10 protein-coding genes and 1 other RNA gene are annotated in these 11,797 nt (G+C 71.1%); 9 read left to right on the top strand and 2 right to left on the bottom strand.

Going from position 1 to position 11,797, the window contains the following annotated elements; translation table 11 throughout:
- Window positions 1-72 precede the first annotated feature (72 nt).
- The 4 genes from ASC56_RS32200 to ASC56_RS32185 all read left to right on the top strand — a co-directional run bounded on the left by ASC56_RS32200 (window position 73) and on the right by ASC56_RS32185 (window position 5,438).
- The gene (locus tag ASC56_RS32200) at window positions 73-1,695 is read left to right on the top strand and encodes a serine/threonine-protein kinase (RefSeq protein WP_055495128.1); all 1,623 of its coding nucleotides are present in this window, start codon (window positions 73-75) and stop codon (window positions 1,693-1,695) included.
- Window positions 1,696-1,900: 205 nt separating this feature from the next.
- Window positions 1,901-3,133 (top strand): serine/threonine-protein kinase, encoded by a 1,233-nt coding sequence (locus ASC56_RS32195; RefSeq protein WP_055495127.1) that lies wholly within the window; start codon window positions 1,901-1,903, stop codon window positions 3,131-3,133.
- Between the two features lie 207 nt (window positions 3,134-3,340).
- The gene (prfB, locus tag ASC56_RS32190) at window positions 3,341-4,447 is read left to right on the top strand and encodes a peptide chain release factor 2 (RefSeq protein WP_055495126.1); all 1,107 of its coding nucleotides are present in this window, start codon (window positions 3,341-3,343) and stop codon (window positions 4,445-4,447) included.
- 349 nt (window positions 4,448-4,796) lie between these two features.
- Window positions 4,797-5,438: a hypothetical protein gene (locus tag ASC56_RS32185; protein ID WP_055495125.1), complete on the top strand. Its 642-nt coding sequence runs from the start codon at window positions 4,797-4,799 to the stop codon at window positions 5,436-5,438.
- Window positions 5,439-5,786: 348 nt separating this feature from the next.
- Here ASC56_RS32185 and ASC56_RS32180 read toward each other — a convergent pair whose 3' ends face one another.
- Entirely contained in the window at window positions 5,787-5,978 is a 192-nt protein-coding gene (locus ASC56_RS32180; RefSeq protein ID WP_055495124.1) for a hypothetical protein, read from the bottom strand.
- Window positions 5,979-6,272: 294 nt separating this feature from the next.
- Between ASC56_RS32180 and ftsE the strand changes: the two genes are divergently transcribed.
- The 5 genes from ftsE to ssrA all read left to right on the top strand — a co-directional run bounded on the left by ftsE (window position 6,273) and on the right by ssrA (window position 10,250).
- Window positions 6,273-6,962 (top strand): cell division ATP-binding protein FtsE, encoded by a 690-nt coding sequence (ftsE, locus tag ASC56_RS32175; protein ID WP_004000799.1) that lies wholly within the window; start codon window positions 6,273-6,275, stop codon window positions 6,960-6,962.
- 28 nt (window positions 6,963-6,990) lie between these two features.
- Complete coding sequence (gene ftsX, locus ASC56_RS32170) at window positions 6,991-7,911, top strand: permease-like cell division protein FtsX (RefSeq protein WP_055495123.1); 921 nt, start codon at window positions 6,991-6,993, stop codon at window positions 7,909-7,911.
- 67 nt (window positions 7,912-7,978) lie between these two features.
- Window positions 7,979-9,139, top strand: coding sequence for a S41 family peptidase (locus ASC56_RS32165; protein WP_079102845.1), 1,161 nt, complete (start codon window positions 7,979-7,981; stop codon window positions 9,137-9,139).
- Between the two features lie 90 nt (window positions 9,140-9,229).
- The gene (gene smpB / locus ASC56_RS32160) at window positions 9,230-9,709 is read left to right on the top strand and encodes an SsrA-binding protein SmpB (RefSeq protein WP_055495121.1); all 480 of its coding nucleotides are present in this window, start codon (window positions 9,230-9,232) and stop codon (window positions 9,707-9,709) included.
- Window positions 9,710-9,852: 143 nt separating this feature from the next.
- Window positions 9,853-10,250: a transfer-messenger RNA gene (gene ssrA / locus ASC56_RS37320) on the top strand.
- A gap of 104 nt (window positions 10,251-10,354) precedes the next feature.
- On the opposite strand, the gene ASC56_RS32155 is transcribed toward ssrA, so the two are convergent.
- The gene (locus ASC56_RS32155) at window positions 10,355-11,785 is read right to left on the bottom strand and encodes an MFS transporter (protein ID WP_055495120.1); all 1,431 of its coding nucleotides are present in this window, start codon (window positions 11,783-11,785) and stop codon (window positions 10,355-10,357) included.
- Window positions 11,786-11,797: the final 12 nt, after the last annotated feature.

Below are 11,797 nucleotides of genomic sequence, written 5' to 3'. Positions count from 1 at the left end.
GCACTACAGTGGGTCGGAACACCTCCAGAACGGTGGACCGACCAGACAAGCAAGCAGCAGGGAGCGCATGACGTGCGGCCGGTAGGCAGCAAGTACCTGCTCGAGGAGCCGCTCGGACGCGGCGCCACGGGCACCGTCTGGCGAGCCCGCCAGCGTGAGGCCGCGGGCGCCGAGGCTGCCGTCGCGGGCCAGCCCGGCGAGACCGTGGCGATCAAGGTCCTCAAGGAAGAGCTGGCGAGCGACGCGGACATCGTCATGCGGTTCCTGCGGGAGCGGTCCGTCCTGCTCAGGCTGACCCACCCGAACATCGTGCGGGTGCGCGACCTGGTGGTCGAGGGCGATCTGCTGGCGCTGGTCATGGACCTCGTCGAAGGCCCCGACCTGCACCGCTACCTGCGCGAGAACGGTCCCTTCACGCCGGTCGCCGCGGCCCTGCTCACCGCGCAGATCGCCGACGCTCTGGCGGCGAGCCACGCCGACGGCGTCGTCCACCGTGACCTGAAGCCGGCGAACGTCCTGCTCAAGCAGTACGACGGCCAGATGCACCCGATGCTGACCGACTTCGGCATCGCCCGGCTGGCCGACTCCCCGGGCCTCACCCGTACGCACGAGTTCGTGGGCACGCCCGCGTACGTGGCCCCCGAGTCGGCCGAGGGCCGCCCGCAGACCTCCGCCGTCGACATCTACGGCGCCGGCATCCTGCTGTACGAGCTGGTCACCGGGCGCCCCCCGTTCTCCGGCGGCTCCGCCCTGGAAGTGCTCCACCAGCACCTGAGCGCCGAGCCGCGCCGCCCCTCGACGGTGCCCGAACCGCTGTGGACGGTCATAGAGCGCTGCCTGCGCAAGAACCCGGCGCAGCGGCCCAGCGCCGAGAACCTGGCGCGGGCGCTGCGGGTCGTCGCCGAGGGTGTCGGCGTGCACGCGAACTCCGCGCAGATCGCCGCCGCGGACGGGGTGGGCGCGCTGCTCGCGCCGGACCCGGCCCCGGCCGCCGTCCCCGGCTCCGCCGACCCGACGCAGGTCCTGCCGCAGGGCGCGGCCGGGTACGACCCGAACGCGGCGACCAGCGTCCTGCCGCACACCTCGCCGGGCGCCGCGGACCCCACCGCCGTCCTGCCCAGGAACGGGGCCGCCGACCCGACGGCCGTGCTGCCGCCGGTGCCGCCGCACGAGCCCGGCGGGCAGCCGCGGGCCGAGGAGCCGCACCCCTGGCAGAGCCAGCTGCGCGCGGCCCGTGACCGCAACGAACAGACGCAGGTCCAGGCCTACCTCGACCCCGGCGAGGACCCGCTGCGCCGCCGCCCGCAGCGGCAGGTGGCGCGCCCGCAGCAGCCCGCCCCCGGGTACGGCCGGCCACGGCAGCAGCCGCAGTACGCGCCCCAGCGGCAGCAGTACGCGCCCGCTCCGCAGCAGCAGCCGCAGCGTCACGCGCCCGCACCCCAGCAGCCGGCCCCGCGTCCGGCGCGCGAGCCCCGGCCGCCGCGGCAGCGCAGTGCCAACCCGATGAAGATCCCGGGACTGGGCTGTCTGAAGGGCTGCCTGTTCACGCTCCTCATCCTGTTCGTCGCCGGGTGGCTGGTGTGGGAGTTCAGTCCGCTGCAGCACTGGATCGGTACGACGAAGTCGTACTGGACGATGCTGGGCGACTGGTTCGGCAAGGTCAGCGGGTGGATCGGGAAGCTCAACGGGAAGTGACGGCCGGGCCCGTCGGCCCAAGGACCCTGCGAGCTTGGGGATTTGTCGACATCTGACGGGTGATTTCCGTCTCGGCAGTGAAGGTTGCCCCTCCGGACGCGTAGTTTTGTCGACCGGGGTTTCGGGCGCGCGCGGCGTCGGCCGCTGACGTCACGGCCCCGGAACGGCGCAGCGTCGGCAACTCGCGTCCCCAGTAGGAGCAGTCTTGGCACGGAAGATCGGCAGCCGGTACACCGCGAACCAGATCCTGGGACGGGGGAGCGCCGGCACGGTGTGGCTGGGCGAGGGGCCGGAGGGGCCCGTCGCCATCAAGCTGCTGAGGGAGGACCTCGCGTCCGACCAGGAGCTCGTGGGCCGCTTCGTCCAGGAGCGCACGGCGCTGCTGGGGCTCGACCACCCGCATGTGGTCTCCGTACGCGACCTGGTCGTGGACGGCAACGACCTGGCGCTGGTCATGGACCTGGTCCGGGGGACGGATCTGCGCACCCGGCTGGACCGCGAGCGCCGTCTGGCGCCCGAGGCGGCGGTGGCGATCGTGGCGGACGTGGCCGAGGGACTGGCGGCGGCACACGCGGCCGGGGTGGTCCACCGGGACGTGAAGCCGGAGAACGTGCTGCTGGACATGCAGGGACCGCTGGGCCCGGGCGGCGCGCACCCGGCGCTGCTGACGGACTTCGGTGTGGCGAAGCTGATCGATTCGCCGCGCCGCACCCGGGCGACGAAGATCATCGGCACTCCCGACTACCTGGCGCCCGAGATAGTGGAGGGCCTGCCGCCGAGGGCGGCGGTGGACATCTACGCGCTGGCGACCGTGCTGTACGAGCTGCTGGCGGGCTTCACGCCGTTCGGCGGCGGCCACCCGGGCGCGGTGCTGCGCCGCCATGTCACGGAGACCGTGGTGCCCCTGCCCGGCATCCCGGAGGAGCTGTGGCAGCTGATCGTGCAGTGTCTGGCGAAGGCGCCGGCGTCGCGGCTGAGGGCGTCGGAACTGGCGGCACGGCTGCGCGAGCAGTTGCCGCTGCTGGCCGGGATGCCGCCGCTGGACGTCGACGAGCCGGAGGCGGAGTCCGCCGAGGAGCCGTACGAGGCGGCCGCGCCGGGCGACCCCGCCGCGGTGCGGGTGCGCCGTGGGGCGGTGCCGCTGGTGCCGGGGGCGCAGCCGGACTCCAACCGGGACACCCACACGTCGATGCGGGTACCGGCGCCGGACGAGCTGGCGGGCGGCGCTCGTGGCACGGCCCGCGCGCCCCGGGCGACGGGCGCCCCCCGCCCCGGTTCGGCCCGCCACCGCGCCCAGGCCCGCCGTCGCCGGATCGCCCTGGGTGCCGTGACGGCGGCGCTGCTGGCGGCGATCGGGGTCGGCGCGTGGCTGGCCACGTCGGGTGACGACGGCACCCGGCCCTCCGACACGAAGAACTCGGCCCCGGCGTCGCCCTAGGGTCCTGGAACCGTGGCGGCGGCCGGGGCGCCTCATCACCCTGGTCAGGCGCTACCAGCCCGTCCGGCGTTCGAGGACCGGCCCGTGCAGGCCGGTGGACGTGCGTCCCGGGGCGGCAGCCCCCGGAGGCGCACCGCACCCCCGGGAGCTTCCGTAACCGGCGGTCACCCGGCCTTGGCTGTCCGGCGGAGCCGTTACGCTGGATGCGTGGCAGTCGTCGATGTATCCGAAGAGCTCAAGTCCCTCTCCTCGACCATGGAGTCGATCGAGGCCGTTCTGGACCTCGAAAAGCTGAGGGCAGACATCGCCGTGCTCGAGGAGCAGGCGGCCGCGCCGTCCCTGTGGGACAACCCGGACGAGGCGCAGAAGATCACCAGCAAGCTCTCCCACCTGCAGGCCGAGGTGAGGAAGGCCGAGACCCTGCGTGGCCGGATCGACGACCTCGGTGTGCTCTTCGAGCTCGCCGAGGCCGAGGACGACCCGGAGACCCGGGCGGAGGCCGAGGCCGAGCTCGCCGATGTCAGGAAGGCATTGGACGAGATGGAGGTGCGCACGCTCCTCAGCGGTGAGTACGACGCCCGTGAGGCGCTCGTCAACATCCGCGCCGAGGCCGGTGGAGTCGACGCCGCCGACTTCGCCGAGAAGCTGCAGCGCATGTACCTGCGCTGGGCCGAGCAGCACGGCTACAAGACCGAGATCTACGAGACGTCGTACGCCGAAGAGGCCGGGATCAAGTCCACGACCTTCGCCGTCCAGTCGCCGTACGCCTACGGCACCCTCTCCGTGGAGCAGGGCACCCACCGGCTCGTCCGGATCTCCCCGTACGACAACCAGGGGCGGCGGCAGACCTCCTTCGCGGGTGTGGAGATCCTTCCCGTCGTCGAGCAGTCCGACCACGTCGAGATCGACGAGTCGGACCTGCGGGTCGATGTGTTCCGCTCCTCCGGCCCCGGCGGTCAGGGCGTGAACACGACCGACTCGGCCGTGCGTATCACGCACCTCCCCACCGGTATCGTCGTCACCTGCCAGAACGAGCGGTCCCAGATCCAGAACAGGGCCACCGCGATGAACGTTCTGCAGGCCAAGCTGCTCGAGCGGCGCCGGCAGGAGGAGCAGGCCAAGATGGACGCCCTCAAGGGCGACGGCGGCAACTCCTGGGGCAACCAGATGCGTTCGTACGTCCTGCACCCCTACCAGATGGTCAAGGACCTGCGGACCGAGTACGAAGTCGGCAACCCCGAGGCCGTGTTCAACGGAGAGATCGACGGGTTCATCGAAGCCGGGATTCGCTGGCGCAAGCAGCAGGAGAAGTAACCGGCGGCAAGCAGGGACGCCACGGCCGGAGAGCAGCACATCGCACGCCGCCCAGACGGCGCTTTGTCGACAAGGCAACTGCCCCTCCATCAGGGGCGGTTGCCTTTTCCGTCGCCCGATGTCCGGGTTTTACATCACACTCACAGTCCTGCTTCTCCCACAAAAGACGCGCCACCGGACATCGCGTACGCAATGACCTTGACGTTGCTGTGAAAACTGGGAAAGGTGAACGGCGGCATGCGTATCTCTGGGGCGCATGTGAACCGGGGGGCTCCAGTACAGCCGTCTCCGACGCCGTGGCCCCGTGCGCTGCACCATTCGACGATCAGCTACTGGGGGTAGCAGGCAGATGACCAAGAAGACGCGGATCCGGGTGGCGCGGATAGCCGCCGGTGCGGTGATCGCCGCCGGCGCTTCGCTGACCGCCGCGGGTGCCGCTTCGGCGCTCGACATCAGCATCGGCGCGAGCGCCGGCGAGAGCGGCGCGGGCGTCAACGTCGGCGTCAACGTCGGCACCGACGCCCCGACCACTCCTCCGGCCACCGGAATTCCCTCCGGCCCGGTGACGCCGCCGACCGACCCCGGGACCCCGTCGGTCCCGGTGACGCCGCCGACCGACCCCGGGACCCCGTCGGCCCCGGTGACGCCGCCGACCGGCCCGTCCCAGCCCAGCGGCGAGCCGACCGAGCCCACGGAGAGCCCCGCCCCGACCGCCAGCAGCGGTGGCGGCAGCACCGGCGGTGACAACACCAACCCCGACGGCGGCAACCACCCCGTTCAGCAGGGCAAGGGTTCCTCGGGCCTGACCGACACCGGTTCCGGCACCTCGAACTCGGGCACGTCCGCTCAGGGCAGTGGCAAGCAGCTGGCCGAGACGGGTGCCGGCCAGACCACGTTCCTGCTGGTCGGCGCCGCCACGATGATCGCCGGCGGTATCGGCTTCCGGATGCTGCCGCGCCTGATCAACGGTCGCGGCGGAGCCGCCGCCTGATCCAGGGGCGTACGACCCATCCAGGGGCGTACGACCCCGTACAGGGGCGTGAGAAGCGCGTGAGAAGGCCCGGGGCGCAACTGCCCCGGGCCTTTTCCGTACGCGATGCGCGAGCCGCGGCGCCCGCCGCTCCTCGGTTGGATCCAGGCGTCCCGCCGTCCGACCCGTCCCCGTCCCCTGTGGGCCCCACGGGGCCCTGCCGCCCCTGGGGGCGTCCCGCCGTCCCGCCCCGTCCGGTACGGTCCTGCGCCCTCGACGTGCTCCCGCGCCGTCCGGACGTGCTCCCGCGCCGTCCGGACGCGCTCCCACGGCGTCCCGACGCGGCCCCACGCCGTCCCGGACGCGGACCTACGCCGTCTGGTGCGCCAGCAGCGCCACCGCCGCGATCAGCACGGCCAAGAGCACGATCAGCGCCGTAGGATTCAGCCCTGACCAGGGATTCTCCTGCTGAAGCCGCTCCCGACTCGCGCGGCAGACGGGGCAGCGACCCTCACTCACGGGCGCCGCGCAGTTCGCGCACACCAATCGGTCGTACGTCATGCGCCTCGCCCTCCTTGTGCCGCTTCCACGTACACAACGTTCCCGGGAACGCAACCGTTCCCCACTCCACTGTGCCAGGTTCCGTCGATTTAGGCGCGGCTCGCCGTATCATCCGCCGCTCTGGCGCGACCGAGGTGCGAAAGAGGCCGGAAGCCGCCCGTCGAGGCCGCTCGACATCCCTTCGGAGGCGTGACAAAAGGTGCAAGCCTCGCGCAACTCCGTACGCCGACTGCGCTCCCACACCCGCGTCGCGTATGGTCACGCTCACCTACCCCAACGGCCCGTGGTGTATCCGTGATCCGATTCGACAACGTCTCCAAGGTCTACCCCAAGCAGACCCGCCCGGCCCTCAGGGATGTCTCCCTGGAGGTCGAGAAGGGCGAGTTCGTGTTCCTCGTGGGGTCCTCCGGCTCCGGAAAGTCCACCTTCCTGCGGCTCATCCTCCGCGAGGAGCGGTGCAGCCACGGTCAGGTGCACGTCCTGGGCAAGGACCTCGCCCGCCTCTCCAACTGGAAGGTGCCCCAGATGCGCCGCCAGCTGGGGACGGTGTTCCAGGACTTCCGGCTCCTGCCGAACAAGACGGTCGCCGAGAACGTGGCCTTCGCGCAGGAGGTCATCGGCAAGTCACGCGGCGAGATCCGCAAGTCCGTGCCGCAGGTGCTCGACCTCGTCGGGCTCGGCGGCAAGGAGGACCGGATGCCCGGCGAGCTGTCCGGTGGTGAGCAGCAACGCGTCGCCATCGCGCGGGCCTTCGTCAACCGGCCCAAGCTGCTGATCGCCGACGAGCCCACCGGCAACCTCGACCCACAGACCTCCGTCGGCATCATGAAGCTGCTCGACCGGATCAACCGGACGGGCACGACCGTGGTGATGGCGACCCACGACCAGAACATCGTGGACCAGATGCGCAAGCGCGTCATCGAGCTGGAGAAGGGCCGCCTCGTCCGCGACCAGGCGCGCGGCGTCTACGGCTACCAGCACTGAGTTCCACGGAAAGGCTTGAGCAGACGCCATGCGCGCGCAGTTCGTTCTGTCGGAGATCGGTGTCGGTCTCCGCCGCAATCTGACGATGACCTTCGCGGTGATCGTCTCGGTGGCCCTCTCCCTCGCCCTGTTCGGCGGTTCGCTGCTGATGAGCGACCAGGTGAACCAGATGAAGGGCTACTGGTACGACAAGGTCAACGTCTCGATCTTCCTGTGCAACAAGAGCGACGCGGAGTCCGACCCCAACTGCTCCAAGGGCGCGGTCACCGAGGAGCAGAAGAAGCAGATCCTCGCCGACCTGAACAAGATGACGTCGGTCGTCCAGAAGGTCACCGACGAGTCGCAGGACGACGCCTACAAGCACTACAAGGAGCAGTTCGGCGACTCCCCGCTGGCCAGCTCCGTCACTCCGGACCAGATGCAGGAGTCGTACCGCATCAAGCTGAAGAACCCGGAGCAGTACCAGGTCATCGCGAGCGCCTTCAACGGCCGTGCCGGTGTGCAGTCGGTGCAGGACCAGAAGGGCATCCTGGACAACCTCTTCGGGCTGCTGAACGGCATGAACTGGGCCGCCCGCGCGGTCATGGCGATGATGCTGGTCGTCGCGCTGATGCTGATCGTCAACACCGTGCGCGTCTCCGCGTTCAGCCGTCGTCGTGAGACCGGCATCATGCGCCTCGTCGGCGCCTCCGGCTTCTACATCCAGGCGCCGTTCATCATGGAGGCGGCCGTCGCCGGCCTCATCGGCGGCACGGTCGCCTGTGGATTCCTGTTGACCGCGCGGTACTTCATCATCGACCACGGCCTGGACCTGTCCCACAAGCTGAATCTGATCAACTTCATCGGCTGGGACGCCGTCCTGACGAAGCTGCCGCTGATACTCGCCACGAGCCTGCTGATGCCCGCGCTGGCGGCATTCTTCGCGTTGCGCAAGTACCTGAAGGTGTGACGCATGCCAATGGGGCCGTACGGGCAACCGCCCGTGCGGCCCATTGCCTTGTCCTAGACTCACCGGCATGTCAGGCCGTGACCCGTTCTGTCAGCCCCGTCGCATCCGCCACGGGGCGGCCCTGACATTGGTCTTCGCGAGCGTCCTCGTCGCCGGGGCCGCGACCGGCTCGTTCGACGAATCCGTCCGGAAGACCCCTTCGGCCGAGCCGGCCCCCGCCGCCCACCACGACGACGTCACCGAGGCCGCCGCGAAGGCGATGGCCGACGGCAAGTCGCCCATGGAGGCCGCGCAGCGCGCCGTCAGCCGCAGCGGCGACCGCTGGAGCGCCGTCTACTCCCAGGGCGAGTACCAGGAGTTGCAAGAGGCCCTCGACGGCCAGTACACCGGCGTCGGGCTGTCTGCCCGTCGCGAGGGCGACGGCCGGATCGAGGTGACCCGGGTACAGCCCGGCTCGCCCGCGGCCGCCGCCGGGATCCGCGCGGGCGACCGGTTGCGCAGTATCGACGGCGAGGACGTCGGCGGCAGGCCCGTCACCGAGGTCGTCTCCTTGCTGCGCGGCGACGGCGGCGACGCGGCCGCCGGAACCCGGGTCCGGCTCGGTCTGCAGCGCGGCTCGCGCACATGGACCGAGGTGGTGCGCCGCGCCCGGCTGTCCACCGACTCGGTCACGGTGCAACGGCTCGCCCACGGCATCACCATGATCAAGATCGCCGCCTTCACCAAGGGCTCGGGCGACCGCGTGCGCAGCGCCGTCGCGGGCGCGCCCCGGGGGGCCGGGATCCTCCTCGACCTGCGCGGCAACTCCGGCGGTCTGGTCACCGAGGCCGTCACCGCCGCCTCCGTCTTCCTCGACGGGGGGCTCGTGGCGACGTACGACGTCGACGGCGACCAGCGCGCCCTGCACGCCGACCCGGGCGGCGACACCGCCAGACCCCTGGTCGCGCTCGTCGACGGCGGCACGATGAGCGCGGCCGAACTGCTCACCGGCGCCCTGCAGGACCGTGGCCGGGCGGTCGTCGTGGGCACCCGCACCTTCGGCAAGGGCTCGATCCAGATGCCGAGCCGGCTCCCGGACGGCTCCGTCGCGGAACTGACCGTCGGGCACTACCGCACCCCCTCGGGCCACGGCGTCGACGGCCGCGGCATCACCCCCGACCTGGAGGCCGACGACGGGGTGCTGGAGCGGGCCGAGACGGTGCTCAGCGGCATGGGCGACGCACCGTAACACCTCTGGCGCCCTGTGTGACGGCACTCGTCGCACCACCGTAATCGGCTTCCCCCGGAACCCCTCCACAGTGCGAAAATGGTCGGCACTATGGCTAAGGAAAAAGGGCGCAAGCTGATCGCGCAGAACAAGAAGGCGCGGCACGACTACCACATCCTCGACACGTACGAGGCCGGTCTGGTCCTCATGGGTACCGAGGTGAAGTCGCTGCGTCAGGGGCGGGCCTCGCTGGTCGACGGCTTCGTGCAGCTGGACGGTCACGAGGCGTGGCTGCACAACGTGCACGTGCCGGAGTACAGCCAGGGCACCTGGACCAACCACAGCGCCCGCCGCAAGCGGAAGCTGCTGCTGCACCGCGCGGAGATCGACAAGCTGGAGTCCAAGTCGCAGGAGACGGGTCACACGATCGTGCCCCTGGCCCTGTACTTCAAGGACGGCCGCGCCAAGGTCGAGATCGCGCTGGCGAAGGGCAAGAAGGAGTACGACAAGCGGCAGACGCTCCGTGAGCAGCAGGACCGCCGCGAGGCGGCTCGGGCGATCTCGGCGGCCCGGCGCAAGCAGCGGGCCTGAGCGGGAATGCCCCGGCGTCCGGCGCTGTTGAACCAGGTACCACGGTGGAGTGACCGCCGGGAATACGCTGGCACCGGGGTGCGTCGGTCACGTAGGATGGCCCACGCACCGCGCAGCCGGTGTGCGCATTGAAAAATCAACATGGGGATGATCGGTTTCGACAGCGGCTGTCGAAGCAGGGGAAGCGTGTCGAGGAAGCGGCCATGATCTCGTAAACCACAGGCCGAAAACAATAATCGCCAACACCAAGCGCGATTCCTCCCAGCAGGCCTTCGCCCTCGCTGCCTGATAGGCAGCAAGAGCGAGCCTCCTAAACAGGGAGTGTCAGCCCGGGGCTGTTCCCGACCCGGATCCTGGCATCAGCTAGGGAACTAAACCTTGATCCCGGTCACGGGGTGAAGAGGGAAACCAAACAGTGACTGGGCCCGTCGGAGACTTGTTCGCGTGATCTCCGGGGCCGAGAAAAGCGAAGCGGACTGCACACGGAGAAGCCCTGGTTCCGCACCGTTGGACGCGGGTTCGATTCCCGCCATCTCCACGATCGGGGAGGTCCTCGGATCTCCCCAACCCATGTGGGCGAGGCCCCGCTGCTTGCGAGCAGCGGGGCCTTTGCCGTTGCCGTACCGGCGATCGTGATCGGCTCGGCTACAGAGGGCCGTGACCGGCAGGTCGCCGGGGAGGCGCGGGCCGAGCTGCCCGAACGGCGAACCTGTGGGCGGTGGCGATCAGCAGGGCCAGGACCGCCGCGCCGGCCGGCACGGTGAAGCCGGTCGTCGGGGAGAGGTGTTCCGCCGCCCAGCCGCCGGTGGCGGAACCGCAGGCGACGCCCGCCATCAGGCCGGTGACGGCGAGGGTCATGCCCTCGTTCAGCCGGCCCTCGGGGGTGCGCCGCTGGACCAGGGTCATCGCGGTCACCATCGTGGGGGCGGTGGCCATGCCCGCCAGGAGCAGGGCGGGGGCGAGGGCGGTGAGGGAACCGGTGGCGCGGGCCGCGAGCAGGGGCAGGCTCATCAGGCCGGCCATGGCGGCCAGGCACCAGGGGTAGCGGCGTTCGGCGGGGCCGGACGGCTTCAGCGCGCCGTACAGCAGACCGGCGGCGAACGATCCGGCCGCCTGGAGCGCGAGGACCAGGCCGGCTGTCGACTTGTGGCCCTGTGCGTCCGCGAACGCGATGGTGACGACCTCCATCGAACCGAAGATCGCCCCGGTGGCGCAGAGTCCGAGGAGGAGCGGGAGCATCCCGGGGGCGCGGAGCGGGGACCGCGTCCTGGTGGGCTGCGACGGCGGCGGTTCCGTCGCGCGCTGGGCGGCGAACAGCGCCATGCCCGTGATCAGCAGGACGCCGCCGGTCAATGAGCCGGCCTCCGGGAAGAGGGTGCCGCAGAGGAAGGCCGCGAGCACCGGGCCCAGCATGAAACACAGCTCGTCCGCGGCCTGTTCGAAGGCGTTCGCGGTGTGCAGGGCCGCCGGGTCGGTGCGCAGAAGGTGGGCCCAGCGGGCACGGGACAGGCCGCCGATGTTGGGGGTCGTGGCGGTGGCGGCATAGGCGGCGAAGAGGGTCCAGTCCGGGGCGTCGTAGTGCACGCACAGGACCAGGGCCAGGCCCCCGAGCAGCGCGAACGCCGTGGCCGGTAGCGCTGTGCGGGCCTGGCCGTGGCGGTCGACGAGGCGCGCGATCCAGGGCGCGACGACGGCCGTCGCCGCGAGGCCGGTCGCGGTGACGGCACCGGCGAGCGCGTACGACCCCCGGGACCCGGCGATCATGATGACCGCGCTCACACCGAACATGCCCGCCGGGAGACGGGCGATGAGGTTCCCGACGGTGAAGGCGAGGGCGCCGGGGAGGGCGAAGAGACGGCGGTAGGGGTTCCGTGAGGCGGAGGCCGGACGGCGGTGCGGCTTGTGTGCGGCGCTCAGGGGACGGCGCGGCTCGCGTGAGTCGCGGATGCGCCGGCGGTGCGGCTCTCGTGAAGGGTCGGCCGGTCCGCGGCGCGGGGTGAAGTCCGCGGCGACCAAGGCGTCCTGGGTGACGGTGAGAAGGGGCGGGGCGGCTCGGTCGGAGGTCGGCTGCGGCATGGACCAACCGTC

Origin of the sequence: Streptomyces sp. TP-A0356, from assembly GCF_001417775.1 — a bacterium.
Taxonomy (GTDB): Bacteria; Actinomycetota; Actinomycetes; order Streptomycetales; family Streptomycetaceae; genus Streptomyces.
This window is presented reverse-complemented; position numbering and strand designations above follow the sequence as displayed.

Coding starts and splice junctions, on each gene's coding strand:
- ASC56_RS32185 (WP_055495125.1), top strand. CDS start 4,797: ATGACCAAGAAGACGCGGATCCGGGTGGCGCGGATAGCCGCCGGTGCG.
- ASC56_RS32180 (WP_055495124.1), bottom strand. CDS start 5,978: ATGACGTACGACCGATTGGTGTGCGCGAACTGCGCGGCGCCCGTGAGT.
- ftsX (WP_055495123.1), top strand. CDS start 6,991: ATGCGCGCGCAGTTCGTTCTGTCGGAGATCGGTGTCGGTCTCCGCCGC.
- ASC56_RS32165 (WP_079102845.1), top strand. CDS start 7,979: ATGTCAGGCCGTGACCCGTTCTGTCAGCCCCGTCGCATCCGCCACGGG.
- smpB (WP_055495121.1), top strand. CDS start 9,230: ATGGCTAAGGAAAAAGGGCGCAAGCTGATCGCGCAGAACAAGAAGGCG.
- ASC56_RS32155 (WP_055495120.1), bottom strand. CDS start 11,785: ATGCCGCAGCCGACCTCCGACCGAGCCGCCCCGCCCCTTCTCACCGTC.